Source organism: Vibrio sp. 1557 (genome assembly GCF_033340175.1).
GTDB classification, from domain to species: Bacteria; Pseudomonadota; Gammaproteobacteria; order Enterobacterales; family Vibrionaceae; genus Vibrio; species Vibrio alginolyticus.
On the sequence record NZ_JAWOVZ010000028.1, the window covers coordinates 25,534 to 51,749 of the forward strand.

Consider the following 26,216-nt stretch of genomic DNA (forward strand, 5'->3'; position numbering starts at 1 on the left):
TATTTGGATGCTAATAACAACCTTTGCACGAAGAAATTTCGGAGCGAGAGTAAGAGATGGATAAGCTAATCGTTACCGGCATCGATATAGGCCATAACAGCCTCAAAGCCGTAGTACTTAAACCCACAGGCAACAATTACGCTCTGTTGGGTTACAAAGAAATATTACTAAAGGAAGGTATTGTCGCTGAAAATAACACCATAAATCATCAAGAAATTGTAAAGACCCTCAAGCAGATAAAAAAAGAACTGCCTTTTGGCGCTAAAAAAGTTGCGATTTCAGTTCCTGATAACTCGGTAATTAGCAAGAAACTGCAAATAGAACAAAATCTTGAAGAGAGTGAAGTTGAGTTTGCAGTGATACAAGCCTTTTCTCATCAATCGCCATTCCCTGTCGAAGAGCTGAGTTTAGACTTCGTTCGTCTTCGCGCTGAGGGCGGGCAGAGTGGCAGTGATAGCTATCAAGTGTTTGCGACAAGAAAAGATGTGGTAGAAGGCCGAGTCGATGCATTACAAAAGTCCGGACTAAAACCTGTTTTAGTGGACGTGCATTCGCAAAGCCTTGGTCATATCTGGAAGCTCACCGCCGATCGCTTTCCTGACAAAAACAAATACTGCTTACTCGATATTGGCACCTTATCGAGCTCCTTCACCATGTTTACCGAACAAGGTGAACTGTTTCACAAAGAGTTTGCTTACGGCACACGCGGAGCAAACAGCGCTTCTCCAGTCGATTTTCTGTCCGATGATGCTCAGGAGAAAACAGAGCTGTTTAACCGTCAAATCATAGAGCGAGTAAAGCGCCAGATGCAGCTCTATACCTCAATCAATGGCTCACAAAACATCAAGGGTATCTGGTTATCAGGGGAAGGGGCCTCCACTCCCATGCTCGCAGAGGAGTTGTCTCAACAATTGTCGTTAGAGTGTGAATTGCTAAATCCGCTAGGGCTATTTGAGATGAAGGTGTCTAAGCGTAAGCGTCGTGCTGTGGATTGGCAGCATTTCTCAACAGCAGCCGGACTGGCCGTTCGTGGCATTCATTGGCTAGGAGGCGCCCGTGCTTTATCGCATTAATTTACTTCCTTGGCGAGAGAATCAAAGAGAAGAGCACCGACGTCGTTTCATCAGTTTGGTCGCATTAGGCATGTTGGTCGCTGTTGGCATCCAGTGGGGTATTGGAAAGTTTTTTGAGTACCAACAAGATCAACAACAGGATCGGCTCGATTACCTCACTCACTACATTGCCGAACTCGACCAGCGTATTGAAGCAATGAAAATTGCAGAGCAAGAGCACAGCAAAATCCTCGAACGTCTAAAGGTCGTTGAAGGTTTACAAAACGGACGAAACAAAACGACCGAGTTCATGAACTTAATGCCTGCCGTTATCCCTGAAGGTGTATATGTCGACAAGATCAAAATGAATGATCTGGAAATTGAGATCTCTGGGATCTCAGATAGCACTCCAAAACTTGCCACGATGCTGGACAACATGGAGCGCTCGGCCAAGTTGAACGACGTAGAAATGCATTCCATCGTTCACGGCAAAGCCCGTTTTGGGAAAGAGTTTCAAACATTCAAAGTGTCTTTCATGTTCAAAGTAACGGAGAAGAAATTGGAGGCTCAACGTGGTTGATTGGCAGGATCTCGAAATAGATGAAATGGCCGAGTGGCCATTGTTGCCCCAGATTGTAGTAATCGCGCTTCTGATCATGGCGATTCAAGGCTTAGGTTATTGGTTTTACCTTAAACCGAAAGAAGAACAGTTGAATCACTTGATCCAGCAGGAGCAGACACTCAAGGTGGCATTGAAGATCAAAGCGAACAAAGTGGCAGCGTTGCCTCAGCTTCAATCTCAATTGGATGAACTTACCACTCGTTACGAGTTATTACTGCAACAACTGCCTGCGCAAAAAGAGCTGGCTACAATGCTCGCTTCAGTGAATGAGCTTGGCATCGACAATAAGCTGACTTTCACCCGAATCGACTGGGGCGAAAAACAATCAGAGCACTTCCTTTATCGTCTTCCTTTAAACATAGAGTTAACGGGCGACTTTCATGACATCGGCCATTTTTCTCAGGCGATAGCGACGCTACCTCGAATCATCACGTTTAAAGATGTGACTTGGCAACGTGTCAGCCAAGAGAGTGAAACCCTGCACTTTCGGGTGCGCGCTAACACCTATCAGTTTAAGCCGGAGGAGACGAAAAATGACAAGTAAGTCTTTGTTGCTGGTACTGATGGGTTCTCTATTGATGGGTTGCCAGGCGAATGATGAATCATTGACGGATTTTATTCGAGGAGTGGAAACACAGGCGCGTCGAGAGGTCGAGAAGCTTAAGCCCGCAGACAAATATGTTGCAGTCACGTACGCACCGGAAGTACAGCGTGCACCCTTTGAATTACCCAAAGAAGCCACTATCGCGACTCAGCCAGTTGCAAGAAAAGATTGTTGGCAACCGCCCTCAAGAAGGCGAACTGGTAAATTAGAAAAATTCCCATTAAGCCAATTACGTTTGAAAGGTGTCATGGGCATGGATAACACGGTTTCTGGCCTTGTTCAGGCTCCCAATGGCACCGTCTATAAAGTTAAGCCGGGTCAATACCTCGGACGCAATAATGGCAAAGTGACCCATGTCAGCCACTCCTACTTGTTGATTAATGAAACGTTGCCCGACGGCTTAGGATGTTGGCAAAAACGTAAAGTTAAGTTGGCTTTGAGATAGCCCCATTTATTTTTGATATTGAGTAATGAAAATGAGACAAGGATTAACACGTACACCAAGGATACTTACTGGGCTCTTCTCCTTATGGTTGTTTGTATTTTTAGCCCCTTTAGCGGCAGCTGAAGAAGTTTCGTCCAATGCCCTAAAAAGTATCGACTTTCGAACTAATAAAGATAAAGACGCGGTGATTGTCGTCGAATTGGCGTCACCGGCCGCGATTGTAGATATCAAGCGTGTACAGGAAGGGTTAAGTATCGATTTGCTTAACACTTCAGTAAAAGACGAGCAATTGTATCTCCTAGACGTGAAAGACTTTTCGACTGTGGTTGAGAGCGTAGAAGTGTTTCGCGACACCTCGACGACGCGCTTGGTTGCGCACATCAATGAAGAATACAAGCATGATTACCGTTTAACGGGGCGTTTTTTGGAAATCAAAGTAGCGAAGATCAAACCTAATGAGAAAGCCCCAGATAAAAGCATTTTAGAAAGAGAAGGTAAGCTTATTTCGATTAACTTCCAAGATATTCCTGTGCGAAACGTCTTGCAGCTTATTGCTGATTACAACCAATTCAATTTGGTTGTCTCCGACTCTGTGGAAGGCAACCTCACGCTTCGTCTTGATGGTGTCCCTTGGCAGCAAGTGCTGGATATTATATTGCAAGTTAAGGGGTTAGATAAGCGTGTTGATGGCAACGTGATTTTAGTTGCTCCGACTGATGAGCTGGACTTGCGTGAGAAGCAGCAGTTAGAAAAACAAAAACTGACGGAAGAAATGGGAGAGCTTTCATCTGAAATCATCAAAGTTAATTTTGCTAAAGCATCAGACATTGCGGAGATGATCAATGGTGAAGGAAATATCAGCATGCTGTCAGAGCGCGGCAGTATGACCATTGATGAGCGAACTAACTCGTTATTGATTAGAGAGTTACCTGAAAACATCGAGGTGATTCGAGAAATTATTGAGTCTTTGGATATTCCAGTTAAACAGGTTCAAATTGAGGCGCGTATTGTGACCATCAATGAAGGTAACATGGATGAGTTAGGGATTCGTTGGGGTTTTACGTCTATTAATGGCAGTAATACAGTGGGCGGTTCTATTGAGAACAACCTTGCCACGATCGGTCTCTATAATGGAGAAGGGGGCGACGACGGTGGTGACGGTGATGGAGTGGGGATCGATGACTTCCTAAATGTAAACTTAGCTGCAACCAGTCCGAATGCGACCAGCATTGCTTTTCAGGTCGCAAAGTTAGGTTCAGACACCTTGTTGGATCTTGAGCTTTCTGCTCTGCAACAAGAGTCTAAAGCTGAGATTATCTCGAGCCCACGTTTGATCACTACCAATAAGAAACCTGCCTATATCGAACAAGGTACAGAGATTCCTTACCTAGAGTCATCATCAAGTGGTGCAACGACGGTGACGTTCAAAAAGGCGGTATTAAGTTTGAAGGTAACCCCGCAAATCACACCGGATAACCGCTTAGTATTGGATTTAAGTGTCACGCAAGATAGACCTGGACAAGTAGTGAAGACCGGCACTGGTGAAGCTGTTGCGATTGATACTCAACGTATCGGGACGCAAGTGTTAGTGAATAACGGTGAAACGGTCGTTCTTGGTGGTATTTTTCAGCACAGCATTACTAACTCGGTGGACAAAGTGCCTTTGTTGGGCGACCTGCCGCTATTAGGTGCTCTTTTTCGTCGAAGTTATGAGAATGTTGGCAAAAGTGAGCTGTTAATTTTCGTCACGCCTAAGGTGGTGATTCAGTAGTTCTGTCTCGGGAAAAACTGATTAAATCAAAAATAAAGTTGCAATAGTGGCACCATGCTTGGATAATTTCGGGTCTTATCACGAATTATCTGTGAGGAACTGGTGCCACAAGCCTTGTAGAACAGCAGTTTAGCTGTGTTTTCTTGTGGCGATCTTATTGAATCAATGTTGTAAATTACTGCTAAACATGGCTGAGAAACGTAATATTTTCCTTGTTGGCCCAATGGGCGCCGGCAAAAGTACAATTGGTAGACATCTAGCACAGCAACTGCATATGGAGTTTGTTGACTCCGATACAGTGATCGAAGAACGCACTGGTGCAGACATCTCTTGGGTTTTTGATGTAGAAGGTGAAGAAGGCTTCCGCAAGCGTGAAGAAGCGGTACTTGAAGACCTAACACAAGAGCAAGGCATCGTGCTTGCGACTGGCGGTGGCTCTGTTAAGAGCAAAGAAAACCGCAATCGTCTTTCGGCACGTGGTGTTGTTGTTTACTTAGAAACGACGATTGAAAAGCAACTTGCGCGTACAAACCGCGACAAGAAGCGTCCTTTACTTCAAACGGATAACCCTCGCGAAGTATTGGAGCAATTAGCTGAAGAACGTAATCCTTTATATGAAGAAGTAGCGGATTACACTGTTCGCACTGACGATCAAAGTGCAAAAGTGGTAGCCAACCAGATCGTAAAAATGCTAGAAGAGAGATAAGTCTTTATCTTTTTTTTAATTGGAGCAAACCGATGGAACGGATTACGGTCAACCTAGCTGAGCGTAGCTACCCAATCTCTATTGGCGCCGGGTTATTTGAGGACCCGGCGTACCTCTCTCAAGTTCTCTCAAACAAAAATGCAAAACAAAAAGTTGTTGTGATCAGTAATGTCACAGTGGCGCCTTTGTATGCAGACAAAATTTTAAAGCAACTCGAGCAGCTCGGTTGTAGTGCATCCTTGTTAGAATTGCCTGACGGTGAACAGTACAAAAACTTGGATGTATTTAATCAAGTAATGAACTTCTTACTGGAAGGGAGTTATGCTCGTGATGTTGTGATCATCGCGTTAGGTGGTGGTGTTATTGGCGACCTTGTGGGTTTTGCGTCTGCCTGTTACCAGCGTGGGGTCGACTTTATTCAAATACCGACCACATTACTATCCCAAGTGGACTCTTCGGTTGGTGGAAAAACCGCGGTTAACCATCCGTTGGGTAAGAACATGATAGGTGCGTTTTACCAACCTAAAGCCGTGATCATTGATACCAACTGCCTGTCGACGTTGCCTGAACGTGAGTTCGCTGCGGGTATCGCCGAAGTCATTAAGTACGGCATTATTTACGATGCAGATTTTTTTGTATGGTTAGAAGACAATCTTGAGCGCTTGTATGCGTTGGATGAAGAAGCACTAACTTATGCGATCGCACGTTGCTGTGAAATAAAAGCGGAAGTGGTGGCTCAGGATGAGAAAGAGTCGGGCATCCGTGCTTTGCTTAACTTAGGTCACACCTTTGGTCATGCGATTGAAGCGGAACTTGGCTATGGCAATTGGCTGCATGGTGAAGCGGTATCTTCCGGCACTGTTATGGCGGCCAAAACGTCGCATCTACGCGGTCTGATCTCGGAAGAGCAATTTGAGCGTATTGTTGCGATTTTGCGTCGTGCAAAACTGCCTGTGCATACTCCAGACAGTATGAATTTCGATGACTTCATCAAGCACATGATGCGAGATAAGAAAGTCCTCTCTGGTCAATTACGATTGGTTTTGCCTACAGGTATTGGCACTGCCGAGGTAATTGCTGATACGACACAAGACGTACTCAAACAGGCAATAGACTTCGGTCGCGATATTTAACCTTGTAATGGCGCCTTTGGGCGTCATTCTTGTAGTGTATTAAGGTTATTAGATGAGTGTTGCTCACGTACTGGAATTAGGTTCTCAAATCGAGTTGCTTGATAGATTAGGTCTACTGACTAACTTTGGTTCCAATCTCATTGCGATTAATGGTCATGATGGGTACGGGAAATCTTGGTTAGCGCAGCGATACCTTGAAGTGGGTGCCAGTAACAAGAATCAATGTTTGTTACTTTGTCATTCTAATCAAGACGATGTGCAGCATCGCGTCCTTATTTTGAGTCAACTAGTTTCGGACGCATTGTTTAATCAGCAAGAGCCTTTACTTGATAGCCTTGAAAGGCTTTTAGGTGATGAGCCGTGTGACATTGCAATTGTTGTAGATGATGCGCATTTATTGAGTGAGACACTTATCTCTGAGCTTTGGATGCTGGTCTTAGAGGCGCACCATAAGCCAAATTGGACCATCAATGTCTTACTGTTTACACAGTCTGGACGTTTAGAAGGTTTGCTAGCACGTCTCAGTTATGGACAAGAGATAAAGCCTGTTGAGCTTGATATTGATATGTTGTCCGAAGTGGAAGCTCGTCGTTTCTTTGAGTCACTTGTTGCGCGCTACGTCGATGATGAGTCTGAGAAACGGGTTCGAGATGCATTTAAAAAAGTCGACCCAGTACCGGGTGACATCATGGCGTTAGGAGAGATGAAAGTGGAAAAAAGGATCATTATCCGCTCGATTGTCGGTTCACCCCTGAATATTGCGTTGGTGGTATTAGTCTTACTGTTGCTTGCTGCTGGTGGCTATTGGTGGATGCTTAGTCAACCAAGTCCTGATGATAAAGCGCAGCAAATTGCTGGCAGTTTAGAGCAAACGGCTATTCCAACTTTTGAAGAGTCAGGAGTCAGTGCAGCGCAGTCTTCACTGCAACCTGTAACCGATGGCTCTAGCAGTCTTGATAAGTCTGGTGCGGTTGATGATTCTGATTCATTACCGCCCGCTGTGACAGAAGAAGTAGCGAGCGTAGGCAGTGATGACAATCAACAAAGAGTGGTGATTGAGTCGAATGTGGTCGATGCATTGCTTGAAGGTAAAGCTGATTCAGCAGACACAAAAGCGATTGATGATGTCGTAGGTACTGAGAAGACAGAAACCGCCGATGAAACTAGCTCCCCTTTGATTAAAGTCGTAAAACCGAATCAAGATATGACGCAAGCACCTGCTCAGTCAGAAGAGGGTGAGGCAAACCAACCTGTTGTGAAGTTTTCATTTGCTCGTGAAGAACTAAAAGCGCTATCGCCAAGAGCTTATACTTTACAACTCGCAGCTATGACCTCAATGGAAGATGTACAATCCTTTCTCAATGAGCATCAACTGAATAATCAAGTGCGAATTTATCCTACCGTTCGTAATGACACCGAGTGGTATATCATCACATATCAAGATTATCCGACAATTCAAATGGCTCGTGATGCCGTCGCAAGCTTGCCAGATTCGGTTAAGTCGGTGAGTCCTTGGGCAAAATCACTCCGTCAGGTTCACCGTGAAATTGAACGAGTGAAATAAACCTGAGCTTCCCTGAAAAATATGTTACATTCCGCAGCCTTAATTTTTGGTCGATAGATAGAGCAGTAGATGAAAAAGCAACGAGCCTTTCTTAAATGGGCAGGAGGAAAATACGGACTGGTTGAAGACATCCAACGTCATTTGCCGCCGGCTCGAAAGCTAGTTGAACCTTTTGTTGGTGCGGGCTCAGTGTTTCTGAATACCGATTATGACCATTATCTACTTGCAGATATCAATCCAGATTTGATCAATCTGTACAACCTGCTGAAAGAACGCCCTGAAGAGTATATCTCTGAAGCGAAGCGTTGGTTTGTCGCTGAGAACAACCGCAAAGAAGCCTACCTACACATTCGCGCTGAATTTAATAAAACCGATGACGTGATGTACCGCTCTTTAGCGTTTTTGTATATGAACCGCTTTGGTTTTAATGGCCTATGCCGTTACAACAAAAAAGGTGGCTTCAATGTACCGTTTGGCTCTTACAAAAAGCCGTATTTCCCTGAGGCGGAACTGGAGTTTTTTGCAGAAAAAGCCACAAAAGCTACGTTCGTTTGTGAAGGTTATCCTGAAACATTTCGTCGTGCGCGCAAAGGGAGCGTCGTGTATTGCGATCCACCTTATGCGCCGCTTTCAAATACGGCAAATTTCACCTCATACGCAGGTAATGGTTTCACGTTGGACGACCAAGCTGCATTAGCCGACATTGCTGAAAGAACAGCGACTGAACGTGGCATTCCTGTGTTGATTTCTAACCACGACACTACCTTGACACGTCGGTTGTATCACGGTGCGGATCTTAATGTGGTAAAAGTAAAGCGTACCATTAGCCGTAATGGTAACGGTCGTAATAAAGTTGATGAGCTACTTGCGCTTTTTCATGCCCCAGACATGGATAAATCAAACTCTTAATTCTCACACTATTATATCTAAATAGTGGATCTCCCCACTGGCTTCGGTAGAATTGCGCGCAGATTGTTTGCTCATTACTACTGAGGTCAGGTATGAAAGATTTTCTTATTGCTCCATCCATTTTATCGGCAGATTTTGCTCGTCTCGGTGAAGATGTAGAAAAAGTACTCGCAGCGGGTGCGGATGTGGTGCATTTCGACGTTATGGATAACCACTATGTACCAAACCTGACTTTTGGTGCGCCTGTGTGTAAAGCGCTACGCGATTATGGCATCACGGCGCCAATCGATGTTCACCTAATGGTGAAACCCGTTGACCGTATTATTCCTGATTTCGCAAAAGCGGGTGCGTCGATGATTACGTTCCATGTAGAAGCTTCTGATCATGTAGACCGTACACTGCAGTTAATTAAAGAGCACGGCTGTCAGGCTGGTGTGGTACTAAACCCAGCAACGCCACTTGCAAGTCTTGAGTTTATTATGGATAAAGTCGACATGATTCTACTGATGTCGGTAAACCCTGGTTTTGGTGGTCAATCATTCATTCCTCATACACTAGATAAACTGCGTGCCGTTCGTAAGATGATTGACGAGTCTGGTCGTGATATCCGCTTAGAAATCGATGGCGGTGTGAAGGTTGACAACATTCGTGAAATTGCAGAAGCGGGCGCAGACATGTTTGTCGCAGGCTCGGCGATTTTCGGTGAGCCAGATTACAAACAAGTGATCGATCAAATGCGCGCTGAACTGGCTGAAGTTAAATAAGCACCGATAAGCCAGCGCAATAACACACTGATTTTAAAGGCTGCCATGTTGTTGGCAGCCTTTGTGTTTTCTAGTATTAGAAGAAATTAAATATCCGCTGCGATGAGCAAATAATCACTTGCCTATTTTACGCCCTTTCTGTACTATTCGTGCTCCTTAAACTCAGTCAATTATCTTTAGTTCCTTGCTTCCTCTGGACGACTGAGCCATTTGTGGAAGCTGAATAATCCGTAAGGAGCAACCAATGCGTCATTACGAAATCGTATTCATGGTGCACCCAGATCAAAGCGAGCAAGTTGCTGGCATGATCGAGCGTTACACTGGTTCAATCACCGAAGCTGGCGGTAAAATCCACCGTCTAGAAGACTGGGGCCGTCGTCAACTGGCTTACCCAATCAACAAGCTTCACAAAGCTCACTACGTTCTTATGAACGTTGAAGCTGACCAAGCTGTAATTGATGAGCTAGAAACTGCTTTCCGTTTCAACGATGCAGTTCTACGTAACATGATCATGCGTACTAAAGCAGCGATCACTGAGCAATCTATCATGCTTAAGCAAAAAGAAGAGCGTGCTCCACGTCGTGAAGAGCGTTCTGAAGCTAAGCCTGAAGCTAAGTCAGAAGCTGCTGAGTAAGTTTTCTTATGGCCAATCGAATGGAGCTGAGCGGCACCATTGCCAAACCGCCCATTCGTAGTAAAAGCCCTGGTGGCATTGAACACTGTCGGTTTTGGCTGGAGCATCGCTCTACTATTATCGAAGCTGACTTACCTCGACAAGTTTATTGTCGTATGCCGGTAGTCGTCAGCGGGCTTGGGTCACAAGCACTAACTCAGAATTTAGTTCAAGGCAGTAACATTAAGGTAAGTGGTTTTGTCACTTATCAAACCGGCCGAAATGGCGTGGGAAAATTAGTGTTACACGCCGACAACATTACTCAAATTTAAGATCAGGAGATAGCCCATGGCTCGTTTCTTCCGTCGTCGTAAATTCTGCCGTTTCACTGCAGAAGGCGTACAAGAGATTGATTACAAAGACGTAGCAACTCTTAAAAACTACATCACTGAAGCTGGTAAAATCGTACCTAGCCGTATCACTGGTACAAGCGCTAAGTACCAGCGTCAACTAGCACGTGCTATCAAGCGTTCACGCTACCTAGCTCTACTACCGTACACTGACAAGCATCAGTAATCGGTTCATTTTATTAAGAAAGAGGATTAAGCAATGCAAGTTATTCTACTTGATAAAATTGGTAACCTAGGTGGTCTTGGCGATACTGCAAACGTTAAATCTGGCTACGCTCGTAACTTCCTTATCCCACAAGGTAAAGCAGTTATGGCAACTAAAGCTAACGTTGAAATGTTTGAAGCTCGTCGTGCTGAACTAGAAGCTAAAGTTGCTGAGCAACTAGCTGCTGCAGAAGCTCGCGCAGAGAAAGTTAACGCTCTAGAAGCTGTAGTTATCGCTTCTAAAGCTGGTGACGAAGGCAAACTATTCGGTTCTATCGGTACTCGTGACATCGCTGACGCTATCACAGCTGCAGGCGTTGAAGTTGCTAAGAGCGAAGTTCGCCTTCCTGAAGGTGCTCTACGTACAACTGGTGAGTTCGAGATCAGCGTTCAACTTCACTCTGAAGTTTTCGCAACTGTGAACCTACAAGTTGTTGCTGCTGAGTAATTCAGTATCAAGACGAAATACTAAAAAGCACCTCCTTGGAGGTGCTTTTTTTATTTCTAAAACTGAGAGAAAAAGGGTTAAAAAGCGAAAAGTAAATTAACGGAAAATACGCTGTCTGCTTTGCTTAAGCCTTCAGGCACTTTATCGTGATACTGACGAGAGTGCGCCAGTTTCAGTGCAATATCTTCAGTAATATCATTGGTTACACTGAGTTCACTATCAGTACGTGTGTTACTTCTACCTGTTACCAACGTAATATCAGCTGCGAAACTTAAATTATCCAACGCATGCCAAGTTGTGTTGATATTTCCTCGAAAAATGCCTTCTCTAACGATATCGGGAAAGACAATATCGTCATCATCTATTTCGTCTAAGTTTGGCTCTTGATAGCGAAAACCAGGGCCTACCTCTACCTCTAAAATGAAGTTCTCAGTGTAGGAGAACTGGTAACCCAAACCACCTGACAACGTATAGTCTTTAAAATAAGCACTGTAGCGAGAATCCACTCCTTTAAAGCTGCCATACAAATATGTCTTAGGGCCTAACTTGTAGTCACTCTGTAGGGAGTAGGTGGATGAGCGTTTGTCTTCTTCACCGTCTTTGTACAAGTTGTAGTACTTCCATTCACCATTAGAACGGTGTCGACCTGACGTATATTCAGCACTCAAACGAGCATTCAGGGAACGAGAGTCCGTGTTACCTGTGTGAGCTTGATAGCCGAACTCCACCTCGGTTTTTAGTGGGTCGGGTACATCAATATTTTGCTCTGGCTGTACTGATTCGTCAGCATACGATGCACTAGCGCACAGTAGGCTAAAGCTAAGTAACCAGTATCGGGACACATCAACCTCGAACGTAATCAAAAAGGAGGGGCATGATACTGATACAGATATTTGGTTGGGTCAATGGTAGGTTAATTTTTATTAGAGCTAGGCGGAAGAACCAGGCTATTACCCGGGTGGTTCACATGATGATTTCTTAACAAGTAATTGTCGCTTCGGGGAAGCATCTCAGTTAGGTTAAGGTTATAATCGTGGGTCAATAGTAGTTATCGAGCAAAGTCATGGCGGAAAACAGAAATCGCAAACCTTCAGACAGTCAGGTCGACGCAATTAAAGTGCCACCTCACTCACTAGAAGCCGAGCAATCAGTAATTGGTGGTCTTTTACTGGATAATGAACGTTGGGACACCGTTGCCGAACGTGTTGTGAGCAGTGATTTCTATAGTCGTCCACACCGCCTGATTTTTGAAGGTGTAAAAACCATTCTTGAAGCGGGTAAACCTCTCGATCTTATTACTTTATCGGAATATCTAGAGCGTCACGAGTTGTTAGAAGATGTAGGCGGTTTTGCTTACCTCGCTGACTTGGCGAAGAATACGCCAAGTGCAGCTAACATCAATGCGTATGCTGATATTGTCGCTGAGCGTGCGATTGTTCGTGGCCTTATTGGTGTCGCGAATGAAATTGCGGACGCGGGCTATGACCCTCAAGGTCGCAGTTCTGAAGATTTAATAGACATGGCGGAGAGTAAAGTTTTTGCTATCGCCGAGTCTCGAACTAGTGAAAACGAAGGACCACAAAACGTCGACAACATCCTCGAAAAGACGTTAGAACGTATCGAGTTGTTGTATAAAACGCCACAAGATGGTGTTACGGGGGTCGATACCGGTTTCACAGATCTCAATAAGAAAACCGCAGGTTTGCAAGGCTCTGATTTGGTGATTGTCGCAGCGCGTCCATCGATGGGTAAAACGACCTTTGCGATGAACTTGTGTGAAAATGCGGCCATGCAACAAGAAAAGCCCGTACTTATTTTCTCGTTAGAGATGCCAGCTGAACAGTTGATGATGCGTATGTTGGCCTCTTTGTCTCGTGTAGACCAAACCAAGATCCGTACGGGTCAGCTAGATGACGAAGATTGGGCGCGTATTTCTTCTACTATGGGTATCCTGATGCAGAAGAAAAATATGTACATTGATGATAGCTCTGGTCTAACTCCGACCGAAGTGCGTTCGCGCGCTCGCCGTATCGCTCGTGAACATGGCGGTCTATCGATGATCATGGTCGACTACCTTCAGTTGATGCGCGTGCCTTCGTTAACCGATAACCGTACTCTTGAGATTGCTGAGATCTCTCGCTCTCTTAAGGCGCTGGCAAAAGAGCTAAATGTGCCTGTTGTGGCACTGTCGCAGCTAAACCGTTCCCTAGAGCAACGTGCGGATAAACGACCAGTAAACTCGGACTTGCGTGAATCCGGTTCCATCGAGCAGGATGCCGACTTGATCATGTTCATCTACCGTGATGAGGTTTATCACCCAGATAGTCCGTACAAAGGTACGGCCGAAATCATTATTGGTAAACAGCGTAACGGTCCTATCGGCTCTGTTCGCCTCACTTTCCAAGGTCAACATTCGCGTTTCGACAACTACGCGGGTCCTGCATTCGATATTGATGATGAGTAATTCCATGAGTTATATGAAAGCGGCCAAGGCGTGCATTGATTTGTCTGCGTTGCAGCACAACTTACAGCGCGTAAAAGCTCAAGCGCCACAAAGTAAAGTGATGGCTGTCGTCAAGGCCAATGGTTATGGTCACGGATTACGTCATGTCGCAAAACATGCTAACCATGCGGATGCGTTTGGCGTGGCTCGTATTGAAGAAGCATTGCAACTGCGCGCTTGTGGAGTAGTAAAGCCGATTCTATTGCTAGAAGGTTTTTACTCTCCTGGTGACTTACCTGTTCTTGTGACGAACAACATCCAAACTGTGGTGCACTGTGAAGAGCAGCTTATCGCCTTGGAGCAAGCAGACCTTGAAACTCCGGTTGTCGTGTGGCTGAAGATTGACAGTGGCATGCACCGCCTTGGGGTTCGTCCTGAACAATATGACGAGTTTGTAACGCGGCTGAAGGAGTGTCCAAATGTAGCGAAACCGTTGCGTTACATGAGCCACTTTGGCTGTGCAGATGAGCTGGATAGCGATATTACCCCACAACAGATTGAGCGGTTTAAATCGTTGACTTCTGGTTGCCAAGGGGAACGTTCACTGGCGGCATCTGCGGGGTTATTGGCATGGCCTCAAAGCCATTTAGATTGGGTTCGTCCGGGTATTATCATGTATGGTGTGTCGCCATTCGATGACAAAACGGCGCAAGATCTTGGGTATCAACCTGTTATGACACTTAAATCCCACCTTATTGCGGTACGTGAAGTCAAGAAGGGTGAAAGTGTTGGCTACGGTGGTATTTGGACCAGTGAGCGAGATACAAAAGTTGGTGTCATCGCTGTAGGGTATGGCGACGGTTACCCAAGAAGTGCTCCAAACGGTACGCCGGTGTGGGTTAATGGCCGTAAAGTACCTATTGCAGGTCGAGTTTCCATGGATATGCTGACGGTCGATTTGGGACCAGACGCAACGGATAAAGTCAGCGACGAAGCGATTCTTTGGGGGAAAGAGCTCCCAGTAGAAGAAGTGGCGGGTCACATTGGTACGATTGCGTATGAACTCGTGACTAAGCTAACGCCTCGCGTCGAGATGGAATACTCAAAATAAACAACGAAAGGCTAACCCAAGGTTAGCCTTTGTTTTATCTACTCACCGTTAATCGTAGCAATAACGCGGCGGCCGCCACCAAAGTCTCGATGCTCACCCAAGTAAATACCCTGCCATGTACCTAAAGCTAATCGACCATTTTGGATTGGTACCGTCACACTACTGCCCAGCAGTGATGCTTTAATATGTGCCGGCATGTCGTCGTCACCTTCATAGGTGTGCTGATAATAAGGAGCACGCTCTGGCACAAACTTATTGAAGTGCGCTTCCATGTCCATACGCACGGTTGGATCAGCATTCTCATTTAAGGTCAAACTGGCGGAGGTGTGCTGAATAAATAAGTGTAATAAACCTACTGAAAGTTCGTTTATTTGTGGTAATTGTTGTTCAATTTCATCAGTTATCAGGTGAAAACCGCGGCTTCTCGCTTTTAATTGCAGTGTTTTTTGTGCCCACATACGTGTTCCTTTGGAAATTTATAAATTGGCGTCTATCCTATTCCAATTAGAGCCTGTCATTAGTAAATGATATGATTCTTGTCATCGTAAATGAATGTTCAATTTCAGGGCAGGGAACGTGACCTAACTCAATGTGAGTGTAAAAGCTCTCGGTCATAATTGGCGCCTGAAAAAAAATTACAAAGACTTGTTTTGTGGCAATTTGCCCAAACATCTAATTTATATTCTATTTGCTAAATCGGGGATTCCACAGTTTTCGCTAGACTGTAAGGAATGGAACCTACTGTAACATCGGGATAAAGACCATGTTGAAAAATATCAATCCAACGCAAACACAAGCTTGGAAAGCGCTAACGGCGCATTTCGAATCTGCACAAGATATGGATCTTAAAGAGCTGTTTGCTCAAGACGCAGCGCGTTTCGACAAATACTCTGCACGTTTCGGCTCAGACATCCTAGTCGATTACTCAAAGAACCTCATCAATGAGGAAACTCTGAAGCACCTGTTTGCTCTTGCGAAAGAGACCGAGCTGAAATCTGCAATTGAAGCGATGTTCAGTGGTGAAGCGATCAACCAAACAGAAGGTCGCGCTGTTCTTCACACTGCACTACGTAACCGCGCTAATACTCCAGTTATGGTAGATGGCGAAGACGTAATGCCAGCAGTGAACGCGGTTCTAGAAAAAATGAAATCATTCACTGAGCGCGTTATCGGCGGTGAATGGAAAGGTTACACAGGCAAAGCAATTACCGATATTGTGAACATCGGTATCGGCGGTTCTGACCTTGGCCCTTACATGGTGACGGAAGCTCTAGCGCCATACAAAAATCATCTAAACCTTCACTTCGTATCTAACGTTGATGGTACACACATCGTTGAAACGTTGAAGAAAGTTAACCCAGAAACGACGTTATTCTTGATCGCGTCTAAGACGTTTACAACACAAGAAACCATGACTAACGCGCACACTGCTCGTGATTGGTTCCTAGAATCGGCGGGTGATCAGGCTCATGTGGCTAAGCACTTTGCTGCGCTTTCAACAAACGCGACAGCCGTGTCTGAATTTGGTATCGATACAGCGAACATGTTTGAATTCTGGGACTGGGTTGGTGGCCGTTACTCACTATGGTCTGCGATCGGTCTATCAATTGCACTAGCAGTAGGTTTCGACAACTTTGTTGAGTTGCTTGATGGTGCTCACGAGATGGACAAGCACTTCGTATCAACAGATCTAGAAAGCAATATTCCAGTGATTCTTGCTTTGATTGGTATTTGGTACAACAACTTCCACGGTGCGGAGTCAGAAGCTATCCTACCTTACGATCAATACATGCACCGTTTTGCAGCATACTTCCAGCAAGGCAACATGGAATCAAACGGTAAATACGTTGACCGTGACGGCAATGCTGTAACTTACCAAACTGGCCCAATCATTTGGGGTGAACCAGGTACCAACGGTCAGCACGCGTTCTACCAGCTAATTCACCAAGGTACTAAGCTTATCCCATGTGACTTCATTGCACCTGCAATTAGCCACAACCCAGCTAGCGATCATCACCAAAAACTGATGTCTAACTTCTTCGCGCAAACTGAAGCTCTAGCGTTTGGTAAAAATGAAGAAACCGTGAAAGAAGAGTTGGTGAAAGTTGGTAAGAATGCTGAAGAAGTGGCAGCGATTGCGCCATTCAAAGTGTTTGAAGGTAACCGTCCAACAAACTCTATTCTAGTGAAGCAAATCACGCCTCGTACGCTAGGTAACTTGATCGCAATGTACGAACACAAAATTTTCGTACAAGGTGTTATCTGGAATATCTTCAGCTTTGACCAGTGGGGCGTGGAGCTAGGTAAACAACTGGCTAACCAAATCCTACCTGAGCTTGCAGATGAGTCTCAAATCAGCTCGCATGACAGCTCAACAAACGGTCTAATCAACGCATTTAAAGCGTTCAAAGCTTAATGTTTGAATAGATAAAGAAAAGGTCAGCAAATGCTGACCTTTTTATTGCCTGAGGCAAAAACAAAATAGGTTGGCCAGTGCCAACCTATTTTTCTCTTTTATTCGAAGCAAATTTCGATAAAGGCATTTCCCCATTGGGAAGAGAAAGGCATGATAATAATTGAGCCTTCACACTTGTGGCGAATCGTATGACCTCGGCCCGAAACCACAACCGGTGTTGCCATATCAAAGTCAAAACCACTTTCTGCCAGAATGCGTTTCGCACCACCAGTAACCATGTTGGTGATCTCACCCACCATATCGGTCACTTCTTCATTGAGCCCATTTGGACGTTCACCAAGCATGTTCTGCATGATTTCTAGGGCGAGTGCTTCATCAAAGGTGATCGACATTGAACCACGAGTTTGTGGGCCTACCATACCAATCAGACCAGAAACGTCACCTCGTGCGATCTCATCTTTTTTGATTCGCGGTTTTTGTGGCTTCAGCTCAAGAGAAGCCATAGTTTTTAGCACGTTCATTAAAGAAGCTAAAAACGGGTTTACAAATTCAGCGCGCATAACGTTCTTCTATACTTTTTCTTTCGTCTCGGAGGAACAGGCCTGGCATTCACCATGAGTTTCAATAACTTGGTTGGTCAGTTTGAATCCATGCTTCTCGGCGTTTTCGGCTAACAAGGATATCAGCGTCTCATCTTCGAGTTCAACGACATCACCACATTTATCGCAAATTAGTAATTGGAAAAAGTGCTGCTGAGTATTGAAAGAACAACAAGTAATAAAGCTATTTGTCGATTCCACTCGGTGGATGAAGCCTTGCTCTAGGAGAAAATCTAATGCTCGATAAACAGTGGGCGGCTTAGCCTGAGGCTCACTCTCTTTTAGTTGCTCCAATAGCTCATACGCACTTGAGGCGCGGCGATTAGAACAAATGAGTTCAAATACGCGTCGGCGTTGCGGAGTCAGTCGTACTCCACGCTCTGCGCAGATACTTTCAATTTGTTCAATGATTGTTGGGTTCAAACCTTTCACCATAACTATCGGACGTGCTCTATGATAAATCATTTCTATACGAAGTTCGTTTAGAAATGCTTCATTTTACCCACTATCAGAACGAAAATCATGAATTAAAGCAAGTCGGTGGTGGTGTGAAGGCGGAATAATCATCACAGAATGAATCAACGAATGACAGATTCGTATTACTTCTGCGTATTCCTAAGCACTTGGCTAGTCAGCCAACCAAATCATTCTCGCTGAAACTAGCACCCAGAGGTGCTTGGGTATACAATACCCGACTTATTTTTTGAGCGTACTGCTGCGCTCGACCTTGGCAACATAAAAACGGGTGTTTATATCATGACTCATTCTTGCAGGCTCTCCGTAGCACCAATGTTAGATTGGACTGATCGTCATTGTCGCTACTTCCATCGCTTAATGACCAAAGAAACCCTGCTGTACACTGAAATGGTGACGACAGGTGCGATCATTCATGGAAAAGGAGATTTCCTGGCTTATAACGAAGAAGAGCATCCGTTAGCCCTTCAACTTGGTGGTTCAAACCCAGCAGATTTGGCTACGTGTGCCAAGCTAGCGCAAGAGCGTGGCTACGATGAGATTAACCTAAATGTGGGGTGTCCATCTGACCGCGTACAAAATGGTCGCTTCGGTGCTTGCCTAATGGCTGAACCGCAGTTAGTTGCGGATTGTGTCGCAGCAATGAAAGACGTGGTCGATATCCCTGTAACAGTCAAGACTCGCATTGGTATTGATGATCAAGACTCTTACGAATTCCTAACGGATTTCGTTTCTATTGTTTCAGAAAAGGGTGGCTGTGAGCAGTTCACTATCCACGCACGTAAAGCATGGTTAAGTGGTCTAAGCCCAAAAGAAAACCGTGAGATCCCACCATTGGATTACCCACGCGCTTACCAATTGAAGCAAGACTTCTCACACCTAACGATTGCGATTAACGGTGGCGTGAAATCATTAGAAGAAGCAAAAGCACATCTTCAGCATCTTGACGGTGTGATGATTGGTCGTGAAGCATACCAAAGCCCATATTTACTGGCATCGGTAGATCAAGAGTTGTTTGGCTCTAATGCTCCAGTGAAGAAACGCAGCGAAATTGTTGAAGAGATGTATCCATACATTGAAGCGCAATTAGCGAAAGGTGCGTACCTTGGTCATATTACCCGCCACATGTTAGGTTTGTTCCAAAGCATGCCCGGTGCTCGTCAATGGCGTCGTCATATCAGTGAAAATGCGCACAAACCAGGTTCTGGTCTAGAAGTATTGCAAGACGCGCTAGCTAAGATTCCAAAAGAATTGAATGTGTAAAATTCGCCAGTGAATGGCTAAAATTACCAACTAAAGAATGATAAAGCCAGAGTGCAGAAATGCCTCTGGCTTTGTTTTTCTTATTAAAAATCATAATCTTAACTTCGTTTCTGTAAGTTGGTATGGAAACTGCTCTGTTTATTGAAAACAAATGGAGAAGTGATTATGTTGGAGCTAATCTTTATTTTAGTCTTCGCGGCGACCTTGTTGGTTACGGGTATCACAATGATGACCGTATTCGCAGCAACTGGTATTGCGTTAGTTGTGATGTTTTTACTGGGAATGGTTGGAGCGGTACTTAAACTATTACCATGGTTAATCGTGATTGCATTGGGTATTTGGTTCTTCAAGAATTACGTCGCTCAGCCCCGCTATAAATAATGAGTAACATCATTTAGTTGATGGAGAGGCGTGAGAATATGGTATATTTCCTCTCACGTCCTCTACGTGAATATCAGCTATCTCGGAGTAAATACTACATGACAAATAAAGCGAACATCGCTTTAACGGCATTATCGTTGGCAGTATCTTTTCCTGTTTTTGCAGAGTACTCTGTATCGACAAAAGTCGGCGCAGAGGTATGGGCTGCCGACACTAAAGTTAATGAAGTGAGACGAGATAGCAGTACCGCAGGCACTTTTTACGCGGCGATTGAACATGATGTTAAATATGTCCCTAATGCGCGCCTTCGTTACTCAAGTGTTGATGCGGATTACATGGGGTTCGATAAGCTCGATTTAACCTTGTATTACCACGTTCTAGAGCATGATTTATTGCACTTTGATGCGGGTCTCACGTTCAGTAATTTAAGTGACACTAAATACATTGATGCTGGCTCAAGCAGGCGTGTAGAAGAATTTGATGAGCTGATTTGGGCTTGGTATGGTTACGCAGAAATTCAAGTTCCGGATACAAACTTTGATGTGATTGGTGAGATAAACTTTGGTGACAACAAAGGTATCAAAAGCACCGATTTCATGGCAGGTGTTCAATACAATGTACCGCTCGAAAAAGCTCGACTGGCTTTTCGTGGAGGTTACCGTGTGATTGATTTAGAGTCCGATAAATTCATGTCGGATCTAGGGAAAGAGTTTATTTTTGCTAACGGCTTCTTTGTGAGTGCGGAATACGCGTTCTAAATTCAGCCATGTTAGATATTCGATTTACTTAAAACGTCGCTTTATAAGCGGCGTTTTTTTATATCACTTCATTATATCTAATCGAAATTTCTCCCTATTTGGCTGACTTAGACCATGCTTACCTAGGAGCAATGTGAAAGTTAAAGCAGGGATAGCGATGACAATAAATGAACTAAGACATCTATTCCGTGAAAATCAGCTTATCGAAGCGATTATTGAGCCTGCAATCCAAGAGGGTGGTTGGGTTGTAGAGTTCAGACATGCGCGCGGTGGTTTTGTTTTTCTAACGGACAGTCACGGCGAAGAATGTCTTTATGAAGATTTGGATACTGCGTCAAAATCGGCAATGGCAGTAGGCTTTCAACAAGTCCGCATTGAAGATCGATGAGCAAAAAGTAAGCCGTTCTTACTTCCAAAAAGTTATAAAACATTCACTTCTATTCTTTCTTGTTATTAAGGAGAGTGGGTACTCTATCGTCACGCAATGAATAGGGATGTCGTGATAATGTCTTTTCAAAAGAATGAGTATTCTCACAAGAATGTGTCTGAAGATAATAATGGGCAAGGAGGAAATCCTCCAATCGCAAGCCCTCTGAATGACCAACAAATTAGCTCACTCCAACAAACTGTCTCTGAGTTGTCTTCACAGCAACTTGCTTGGGTCAGTGGGTATTTTTGGGGATTAGCTCAAAATCAACCAAACACAGCGGTAACGCCAATTGCACAAGCAACGGCAGCCGTATCAGCGAAGCCAGCAGGTAAGTTGAGTATTATTTTTGCTTCCCAAACGGGCAATGCTAAAGGTGTTGCTGAAGCTCTGGAACAGGAAGCAAAAGCAGAAGGAATTGCAGTCGAACTTTTTGATGCAAGCGATTACAAAGGTAAAAACTTAGCCAAAGAAACGCATGTCATTATTGTGGCATCGACTAACGGCGAAGGCGAAGCGCCAGACAATGCCATTGAGCTACATGAGTTTTTGCAATCGAAGAAGGCTCCTAAGCTGCCAAACCTGCAATATGGTGTTATTGCATTGGGAGATTCTAGCTACGAGTTCTTCTGTCAGACCGGTAAAGACTTCGACACTTACCTATCAAAGCTAGGCGCGACTCCATTTATCGAGCGTCTTGATTGCGATGTGGATTATGAAGCCCGCGCAACTGAATGGCGTAAGAATGCGTTAGACAAGGTAAAAGATACACTTTCTTCTGGCTCTGAAGCGGATGTGGTTCAACTTCCTGTGGGTCAAGCTGCGACTGCGCACTCTCCTTACAATAAACAAAATCCGTACACTGCGACGTTACTGACCAGTCAAAAAATCACGGGCCGTGACTCTGGAAAAGACGTTCGTCATATAGAAATCGACTTAGAAGGCTCGGGCTTAACGTATCAGCCAGGTGATGCACTAGGTGTGTGGTTTGAAAATAGCTCGGAACTTGCAAATGCCATTCTTGGTAAGGTCGGTTTGTCTGGGGTTGAGACTGTTGACGTTGATGGTGAAAGCTTGTCAATCCACAGTGCTCTTGTGAGTAAATATGAAATCACAACATCTAACCCGCAGCTCATCACAAAGTTTGCCGAGTTATCCGGTAGCAAGAAGCTACAAAAGTTAGTTGAAGATAAAGATAAGCTTCGCGAGTACTCTGCAAATACTCAAATCGTTGATGTACTGGCAGAAAAGAAAACCAAGTTAACCGCAGATGAGTTGATTGGTTTGCTTCGTCGTCTTACTCCACGCCTTTACTCTATTGCATCAAGCCAAGAAGAGGTCGATGAAGAAGTACACCTAACGGTTGCTTTGGTTGAGTACGAACAAAACGACGAAAAACGATATGGTGGTGCGTCTAGTTTCTTAGCACAGCGTCTCGAAGAGGGAGATGAAGTTAAAGTATTTGTTGAGCATAACAACAACTTTAAACTGCCGGAAGATGATAGTACTCCAATTATCATGGTTGGTCCTGGCACAGGGATCGCACCATTCCGTAGCTTTATTCAGGAACGTGAAAACCGCGATGCTGAAGGCAAAAACTGGTTGTTCTTTGGTGATCGCACGTTCACTCAAGATTTCTTGTACCAAGTGGAATGGCAAAAGTATCTCAAGTCAGGAGTACTAAGCCGATTGGATGTTGCCTTTAGTCGTGACCAAGTAGAAAAGGTTTACGTACAACATCGCATCTTAGAAAACGCAGCTCAAGTGTGGCAGTGGATCCAAGAAGGCGCTTATATCTATGTCTGCGGTGATGCAACGCGTATGGCAAAAGATGTGCATGACGCATTGGTTATCGTTGCTGAACAAGAAGGCAAGATGCCGCGTGACGATGCAGAACAATTTATTAATGACCTACGTAAAGCGAAACGTTATCAGAGGGATGTGTACTAATGACTTTTTCTACGGACAATAATAAGCAGGTTGTATTAGGTGAAGAGTTAGGGCCGCTATCTGATAACGAGCGCCTGAAGCGAGAAAGCAACTTATTACGTGGCACCATTGAGCAAGATTTACAGGACCGTATTACTGGTGGCTTTACTGCCGACAACTTCCAGTTAATTCGTTTCCACGGTATGTATCAACAAGACGATCGTGATATCCGTAATGAACGCACAAAGCAAAAACTGGAACCATTACATAATGTGATGCTTCGTGCTCGTATGCCTGGAGGCATCATCACGCCAACGCAATGGTTAGCGATCGACAAGTTCGCAACGGAGCACTCTTTATATGGAAGTATTCGTCTGACGACTCGCCAAACGTTCCAGTTTCATGGGGTATTAAAACCGAATATTAAGTTGATGCATCAAACGCTCAACAGTATTGGCATTGATTCGATTGCAACCGCGGGTGATGTAAACCGTAACGTGTTGTGTACCACTAACCCAGTGGAGTCAGAGTTACACCAAGAAGCTTACGAATGGGCGAAGAAGATCAGTGAGCATCTATTACCAAAGACGCGCGCTTATGCAGAGATTTGGCTAGACGGTGAAAAAGTAGAAAGCACGGAAGAAGACGAACCGATTCTAGGCAAGAACTACTTACCACGTAAGTTTAAAACTACAGTGGTTATCCCACCGCAAAATGACGTAGATGTACACGCTAACGATCTCAACTTCGTAGCGATTGCAGATAACGGTAAGCTGGTAGGCTTTAACGTCCTGGTCGGCGGCGGCTTAGCGATGACGCATGGCGATACATCAACTTATCCGCGCCGCGCTGACGACTTTGGCTTTATTCCGCTGGACAAGACACTTGATGTTGCCGCAGCTGTAGTAACAACTCAGCGCGACTGGGGTAACCGTTCAAACCGTAAGAACGCAAAAACCAAATACACATTGGATCGTGTAGGTAGCGATGTCTTTAAAGCGGAAGTCGAGAAACGTGCTGGTGTTAAGTTTGAGCAAAGCCGTCCATATGAATTCACAGAACGTGGTGACCGTATTGGCTGGGTAGAAGGAATTGATGGTAAATATCATCTAGCGCTTTTCATCGAAAACGGTCGCTTATTAGACTTTCCAGGTAAACCACTTAAGACGGGTGTTGCTGAAATTGCCAAAATCCACAAAGGCGATTTCCGCATGACAGCAAACCAAAACCTAATTGTTGCGGGTGTACCTAAAAACGAAAAAGCGAAGATTGAAAAGATCGCTCGTGAACATGGCTTAATGGACGACGGCGTAAGTGAACAGCGTAAGAACTCAATGGCTTGTGTTGCTTTTCCAACTTGTCCGCTAGCGATGGCAGAAGCTGAACGTTTCCTTCCTCAGTTTGTTACTGATGTGGAGGGGATTCTGGAGAAGCACAACCTACCAGAAAATGACAACATCATTTTGCGTGTAACTGGGTGTCCAAATGGCTGTGGTCGCGCAATGTTGGCTGAAATTGGTCTAGTTGGCAAAGCGCCGGGTCGTTACAACTTGCACCTAGGTGGTAACCGTGCCGGTACTCGAGTACCAAAAATGTATAAAGAGAACATCACGGATAAGCAAATCTTAGAAGAGATTGATCTGCTGGTGGCTCGATGGTCGAAAGAGCGTGAAGAAGGCGAAGCCTTTGGCGATTTCACTATTCGTGCTGGCATTATCCAAGAAGTGCTCGTATCAAAGAGGGACTTTCATGCTTGATTCTGTAGCATCCAAGCTGGAGCTCACAGAGTTACTGACATTAACAAAGACGGAGCAAATCCTCCGTCTTGCTCAAATTAATGTCGAGCTCGAAAAGCTTTCAGCACAAGAGAGAGTAGCGTGGGCTTTAGATAATCTAGAAGGCGAGTTCGCGGTTTCTTCTAGTTTTGGTATTCAAGCCGCGGTTATGCTTCATTTAGTTACTCGCGCCAAAGCGGACATCCCCGTCATTCTAACCGATACTGGTTACCTGTTTGCTGAGACGTACCGATTTATCGATGAGCTGACAGATGCTCTCAACCTAAATTTAAAAGTTTATCGAGCCAAAGAAAGTGCGAATTGGCAAGAAGCTCGATATGGAAAATTATGGGAGCAGGGTGTAGAGGGAATTGAAAAATACAACAAGCTCAATAAAGTTGAGCCGATGCGTCGAGCGTTAAAAGAGCTTAATGTTGGAACGTGGTTCTCTGGATTGCGTCGAGAGCAAAGTAAATCTCGTGCAGGTTTACCGATTCTATCAATTCAGAACGGTGTGTTTAAATTTCTACCAGTAATTGATTGGACTAATAAAGACGTTCATTACTACTTAGAACAACACGGCCTTAAATACCACCCATTATGGGATGAAGGTTACCTTTCAGTTGGTGATACACATACCACTCGTAAATGGGAGCCGGGAATGTCAGAGGAAGAAACTCGATTCTTTGGCTTAAAGCGAGAATGTGGCCTACACGAAGATGATGGCTCTGAACAAGATGGGTCTGGCATATAGCCATAATGCTCTTTAAATAGAGTTTAGGTTAAGTTTAATAAAGATAGCTGCAATAAAGCAGCTTTCTTTATTTATGGTACTTGAAAAATACGTCTCAAAGAACAACTCTGTGGATAAGTTGTGTGAGAGTTTGGGGTAAAGTTGAATAAATAAAGGTTTGATCGAAAACTCATCGTTTAACCATTATTTTTGCAATTTTTGAAAAATAACACTTGCCAATGTGAGCGCGATCTCTATAATGCCTCCTCGTCGACAGGGCAAGGGCTCACAAGGGTTTAAGCGAAGTTGATAAGGCTGAAAAGAAAAACGAAATAATTTGAAGAAAGTGTTTGACACAATAAATTATCTCGCTAGAATGGCCGCCTCTTCCGAAGTGATGTCAATCACAAAGAAGAGTTGCTCTTTAACAATATAGACCTATCAATCTGTGTGGGCACTCGTTGATGATAATCCAATTCGATACTTCGGTATCAAATTAGGTTTCAATGATACGAAGTGACCATTGAATCGAAAGATTCAGCACAGTCAATTCAAACATTACTTCTGCTATTTATTAGCGAAAGGAATGTTCAGTATTCATTGAGCCGAACAAAATCTTAAATTGAAGAGTTTGATCATGGCTCAGATTGAACGCTGGCGGC

28 protein-coding genes are annotated in these 26,216 nt (G+C 44.5%); 24 read left to right on the plus strand and 4 right to left on the minus strand.

The genetic code is table 11. The features are described 5' to 3' along the window. Positions 1–56 precede the first annotated feature (56 nt). The 14 genes from pilM to rplI all read left to right on the plus strand — a co-directional run bounded on the left by pilM (position 57) and on the right by rplI (position 11,245). Positions 57–1,073, plus strand: coding sequence for a type IV pilus biogenesis protein PilM (gene pilM / locus R7070_RS21715; RefSeq protein ID WP_017821733.1), 1,017 nt, complete (start codon positions 57–59; stop codon positions 1,071–1,073). Further along, positions 1,057–1,632: a PilN domain-containing protein gene (locus tag R7070_RS21720; RefSeq protein WP_054577259.1), complete on the plus strand. Its 576-nt coding sequence runs from the start codon at positions 1,057–1,059 to the stop codon at positions 1,630–1,632. The genes pilM and R7070_RS21720 overlap by 17 nt, the downstream gene beginning before the upstream one ends. Continuing rightward, complete coding sequence (locus tag R7070_RS21725) at positions 1,625–2,218, plus strand: type 4a pilus biogenesis protein PilO (protein ID WP_033907305.1); 594 nt, start codon at positions 1,625–1,627, stop codon at positions 2,216–2,218. Before R7070_RS21720 ends, R7070_RS21725 begins: the two co-directional genes overlap by 8 nt. After that, the gene (locus R7070_RS21730; RefSeq protein ID WP_005382766.1) at positions 2,208–2,723 is read left to right on the plus strand and encodes a pilus assembly protein PilP; all 516 of its coding nucleotides are present in this window, start codon (positions 2,208–2,210) and stop codon (positions 2,721–2,723) included. Before R7070_RS21725 ends, R7070_RS21730 begins: the two co-directional genes overlap by 11 nt. A gap of 25 nt (positions 2,724–2,748) precedes the next feature. Continuing rightward, entirely contained in the window at positions 2,749–4,494 is a 1,746-nt protein-coding gene (locus R7070_RS21735; RefSeq protein WP_053307551.1) for a type IV pilus secretin PilQ, read from the plus strand. A gap of 187 nt (positions 4,495–4,681) precedes the next feature. Continuing rightward, positions 4,682–5,200 (plus strand): shikimate kinase AroK, encoded by a 519-nt coding sequence (gene aroK / locus R7070_RS21740; RefSeq protein ID WP_005381319.1) that lies wholly within the window; start codon positions 4,682–4,684, stop codon positions 5,198–5,200. Positions 5,201–5,232: 32 nt separating this feature from the next. Next, positions 5,233–6,333, plus strand: a complete 1,101-nt coding sequence (gene aroB / locus R7070_RS21745; protein WP_005381318.1) for a 3-dehydroquinate synthase — start codon at positions 5,233–5,235, stop codon at positions 6,331–6,333. A 52-nt stretch (positions 6,334–6,385) separates the two neighbouring features. Then, entirely contained in the window at positions 6,386–7,897 is a 1,512-nt protein-coding gene (locus R7070_RS21750; protein ID WP_256900719.1) for an SPOR domain-containing protein, read from the plus strand. A gap of 69 nt (positions 7,898–7,966) precedes the next feature. Then, entirely contained in the window at positions 7,967–8,806 is an 840-nt protein-coding gene (locus tag R7070_RS21755; RefSeq protein WP_213904140.1) for a Dam family site-specific DNA-(adenine-N6)-methyltransferase, read from the plus strand. Between the two features lie 92 nt (positions 8,807–8,898). Then, positions 8,899–9,570 (plus strand): ribulose-phosphate 3-epimerase, encoded by a 672-nt coding sequence (gene rpe, locus R7070_RS21760; RefSeq protein WP_005381300.1) that lies wholly within the window; start codon positions 8,899–8,901, stop codon positions 9,568–9,570. 244 nt (positions 9,571–9,814) lie between these two features. Beyond that, positions 9,815–10,204 carry a 30S ribosomal protein S6 gene (gene rpsF / locus R7070_RS21765; protein WP_005381299.1) on the plus strand — a complete coding sequence of 130 codons (390 nt, stop codon included), beginning with the start codon at positions 9,815–9,817 and terminating at the stop codon, positions 10,202–10,204. An 8-nt stretch (positions 10,205–10,212) separates the two neighbouring features. After that, positions 10,213–10,515 (plus strand): primosomal replication protein N, encoded by a 303-nt coding sequence (gene priB, locus R7070_RS21770; RefSeq protein ID WP_005381298.1) that lies wholly within the window; start codon positions 10,213–10,215, stop codon positions 10,513–10,515. A gap of 16 nt (positions 10,516–10,531) precedes the next feature. Further along, complete coding sequence (gene rpsR, locus R7070_RS21775) at positions 10,532–10,759, plus strand: 30S ribosomal protein S18 (RefSeq protein WP_000090472.1); 228 nt, start codon at positions 10,532–10,534, stop codon at positions 10,757–10,759. A 33-nt stretch (positions 10,760–10,792) separates the two neighbouring features. Continuing rightward, positions 10,793–11,245 carry a 50S ribosomal protein L9 gene (rplI, locus tag R7070_RS21780; RefSeq protein WP_005381278.1) on the plus strand — a complete coding sequence of 151 codons (453 nt, stop codon included), beginning with the start codon at positions 10,793–10,795 and terminating at the stop codon, positions 11,243–11,245. A 77-nt stretch (positions 11,246–11,322) separates the two neighbouring features. On the opposite strand, the gene R7070_RS21785 is transcribed toward rplI, so the two are convergent. Next, complete coding sequence (locus tag R7070_RS21785) at positions 11,323–12,087, minus strand: DUF481 domain-containing protein (RefSeq protein WP_005381276.1); 765 nt, start codon at positions 12,085–12,087, stop codon at positions 11,323–11,325. 221 nt (positions 12,088–12,308) lie between these two features. On the opposite strand from R7070_RS21785, the gene R7070_RS21790 reads away from it, so the two are divergent. Further along, positions 12,309–13,709 (plus strand): replicative DNA helicase, encoded by a 1,401-nt coding sequence (locus R7070_RS21790; protein WP_005382759.1) that lies wholly within the window; start codon positions 12,309–12,311, stop codon positions 13,707–13,709. Positions 13,710–13,722: 13 nt separating this feature from the next. Further along, positions 13,723–14,799, plus strand: a complete 1,077-nt coding sequence (alr, locus tag R7070_RS21795) for an alanine racemase (RefSeq protein ID WP_031780779.1) — start codon at positions 13,723–13,725, stop codon at positions 14,797–14,799. A 38-nt stretch (positions 14,800–14,837) separates the two neighbouring features. Here the strand turns inward: alr and R7070_RS21800 are convergent, their stop codons facing one another. Next, complete coding sequence (locus R7070_RS21800; RefSeq protein ID WP_005381271.1) at positions 14,838–15,257, minus strand: secondary thiamine-phosphate synthase enzyme YjbQ; 420 nt, start codon at positions 15,255–15,257, stop codon at positions 14,838–14,840. A 305-nt stretch (positions 15,258–15,562) separates the two neighbouring features. Between R7070_RS21800 and pgi the strand changes: the two genes are divergently transcribed. Beyond that, on the plus strand, positions 15,563–17,215 hold the full coding sequence (gene pgi, locus R7070_RS21805) for a glucose-6-phosphate isomerase (protein ID WP_005381270.1): 1,653 nt from the start codon (positions 15,563–15,565) through the stop codon (positions 17,213–17,215). A 98-nt stretch (positions 17,216–17,313) separates the two neighbouring features. On the opposite strand, the gene R7070_RS21810 is transcribed toward pgi, so the two are convergent. Next, positions 17,314–17,775 (minus strand): chemotaxis protein CheX, encoded by a 462-nt coding sequence (locus R7070_RS21810; protein WP_005381269.1) that lies wholly within the window; start codon positions 17,773–17,775, stop codon positions 17,314–17,316. Positions 17,776–17,784: 9 nt separating this feature from the next. Then, positions 17,785–18,249, minus strand: coding sequence for a zinc uptake transcriptional repressor Zur (gene zur, locus R7070_RS21815; protein ID WP_005381268.1), 465 nt, complete (start codon positions 18,247–18,249; stop codon positions 17,785–17,787). A 321-nt stretch (positions 18,250–18,570) separates the two neighbouring features. Here zur and dusA point away from each other — a divergent pair, with 321 nt between their 5' ends. The 7 genes from dusA (at position 18,571) to R7070_RS21850 (ending at position 25,575) form a co-directional block, all read left to right on the plus strand. Next, positions 18,571–19,551 carry a tRNA dihydrouridine(20/20a) synthase DusA gene (dusA, locus tag R7070_RS21820; RefSeq protein WP_017821727.1) on the plus strand — a complete coding sequence of 327 codons (981 nt, stop codon included), beginning with the start codon at positions 18,571–18,573 and terminating at the stop codon, positions 19,549–19,551. A gap of 165 nt (positions 19,552–19,716) precedes the next feature. Beyond that, positions 19,717–19,932, plus strand: coding sequence for an envelope stress response protein PspG (gene pspG / locus R7070_RS21825; RefSeq protein WP_005381266.1), 216 nt, complete (start codon positions 19,717–19,719; stop codon positions 19,930–19,932). Positions 19,933–20,030: 98 nt separating this feature from the next. Continuing rightward, entirely contained in the window at positions 20,031–20,690 is a 660-nt protein-coding gene (locus tag R7070_RS21830) for a TIGR04219 family outer membrane beta-barrel protein (protein ID WP_005381265.1), read from the plus strand. Positions 20,691–20,847: 157 nt separating this feature from the next. Beyond that, positions 20,848–21,078 (plus strand): hypothetical protein, encoded by a 231-nt coding sequence (locus R7070_RS21835; RefSeq protein WP_005381264.1) that lies wholly within the window; start codon positions 20,848–20,850, stop codon positions 21,076–21,078. A gap of 117 nt (positions 21,079–21,195) precedes the next feature. Then, positions 21,196–23,067: an assimilatory sulfite reductase (NADPH) flavoprotein subunit gene (locus R7070_RS21840; RefSeq protein WP_017633538.1), complete on the plus strand. Its 1,872-nt coding sequence runs from the start codon at positions 21,196–21,198 to the stop codon at positions 23,065–23,067. Continuing rightward, positions 23,067–24,803: an assimilatory sulfite reductase (NADPH) hemoprotein subunit gene (gene cysI, locus R7070_RS21845; protein WP_005382750.1), complete on the plus strand. Its 1,737-nt coding sequence runs from the start codon at positions 23,067–23,069 to the stop codon at positions 24,801–24,803. The genes R7070_RS21840 and cysI overlap by 1 nt, the downstream gene beginning before the upstream one ends. After that, on the plus strand, positions 24,796–25,575 hold the full coding sequence (locus R7070_RS21850) for a phosphoadenylyl-sulfate reductase (RefSeq protein ID WP_005382748.1): 780 nt from the start codon (positions 24,796–24,798) through the stop codon (positions 25,573–25,575). The genes cysI and R7070_RS21850 overlap by 8 nt, the downstream gene beginning before the upstream one ends. Positions 25,576–26,216 lie beyond the last annotated feature (641 nt).

Bases quoted from the DNA above. Each gene is read 5' to 3' on its own strand.
- pilM (WP_017821733.1), top strand. From the start codon at position 57: ATGGATAAGCTAATCGTTACCGGCATCGATATAGGCCATAACAGCCTC.
- R7070_RS21730 (WP_005382766.1), top strand. From the start codon at position 2,208: ATGACAAGTAAGTCTTTGTTGCTGGTACTGATGGGTTCTCTATTGATG.
- R7070_RS21735 (WP_053307551.1), top strand. From the start codon at position 2,749: ATGAAAATGAGACAAGGATTAACACGTACACCAAGGATACTTACTGGG.
- aroK (WP_005381319.1), top strand. From the start codon at position 4,682: ATGGCTGAGAAACGTAATATTTTCCTTGTTGGCCCAATGGGCGCCGGC.
- aroB (WP_005381318.1), top strand. From the start codon at position 5,233: ATGGAACGGATTACGGTCAACCTAGCTGAGCGTAGCTACCCAATCTCT.
- R7070_RS21750 (WP_256900719.1), top strand. From the start codon at position 6,386: ATGAGTGTTGCTCACGTACTGGAATTAGGTTCTCAAATCGAGTTGCTT.
- R7070_RS21755 (WP_213904140.1), top strand. From the start codon at position 7,967: ATGAAAAAGCAACGAGCCTTTCTTAAATGGGCAGGAGGAAAATACGGA.
- rpe (WP_005381300.1), top strand. From the start codon at position 8,899: ATGAAAGATTTTCTTATTGCTCCATCCATTTTATCGGCAGATTTTGCT.
- rpsF (WP_005381299.1), top strand. From the start codon at position 9,815: ATGCGTCATTACGAAATCGTATTCATGGTGCACCCAGATCAAAGCGAG.
- priB (WP_005381298.1), top strand. From the start codon at position 10,213: ATGGCCAATCGAATGGAGCTGAGCGGCACCATTGCCAAACCGCCCATT.
- rpsR (WP_000090472.1), top strand. From the start codon at position 10,532: ATGGCTCGTTTCTTCCGTCGTCGTAAATTCTGCCGTTTCACTGCAGAA.
- rplI (WP_005381278.1), top strand. From the start codon at position 10,793: ATGCAAGTTATTCTACTTGATAAAATTGGTAACCTAGGTGGTCTTGGC.
- R7070_RS21790 (WP_005382759.1), top strand. From the start codon at position 12,309: ATGGCGGAAAACAGAAATCGCAAACCTTCAGACAGTCAGGTCGACGCA.
- alr (WP_031780779.1), top strand. From the start codon at position 13,723: ATGAAAGCGGCCAAGGCGTGCATTGATTTGTCTGCGTTGCAGCACAAC.
- R7070_RS21800 (WP_005381271.1), bottom strand. From the start codon at position 15,257: ATGTGGGCACAAAAAACACTGCAATTAAAAGCGAGAAGCCGCGGTTTT.
- pgi (WP_005381270.1), top strand. From the start codon at position 15,563: ATGTTGAAAAATATCAATCCAACGCAAACACAAGCTTGGAAAGCGCTA.
- R7070_RS21810 (WP_005381269.1), bottom strand. From the start codon at position 17,775: ATGCGCGCTGAATTTGTAAACCCGTTTTTAGCTTCTTTAATGAACGTG.
- zur (WP_005381268.1), bottom strand. From the start codon at position 18,249: ATGGTGAAAGGTTTGAACCCAACAATCATTGAACAAATTGAAAGTATC.
- dusA (WP_017821727.1), top strand. From the start codon at position 18,571: ATGACTCATTCTTGCAGGCTCTCCGTAGCACCAATGTTAGATTGGACT.
- pspG (WP_005381266.1), top strand. From the start codon at position 19,717: ATGTTGGAGCTAATCTTTATTTTAGTCTTCGCGGCGACCTTGTTGGTT.
- R7070_RS21830 (WP_005381265.1), top strand. From the start codon at position 20,031: ATGACAAATAAAGCGAACATCGCTTTAACGGCATTATCGTTGGCAGTA.
- R7070_RS21835 (WP_005381264.1), top strand. From the start codon at position 20,848: ATGACAATAAATGAACTAAGACATCTATTCCGTGAAAATCAGCTTATC.
- R7070_RS21840 (WP_017633538.1), top strand. From the start codon at position 21,196: ATGTCTTTTCAAAAGAATGAGTATTCTCACAAGAATGTGTCTGAAGAT.
- cysI (WP_005382750.1), top strand. From the start codon at position 23,067: ATGACTTTTTCTACGGACAATAATAAGCAGGTTGTATTAGGTGAAGAG.
- R7070_RS21850 (WP_005382748.1), top strand. From the start codon at position 24,796: ATGCTTGATTCTGTAGCATCCAAGCTGGAGCTCACAGAGTTACTGACA.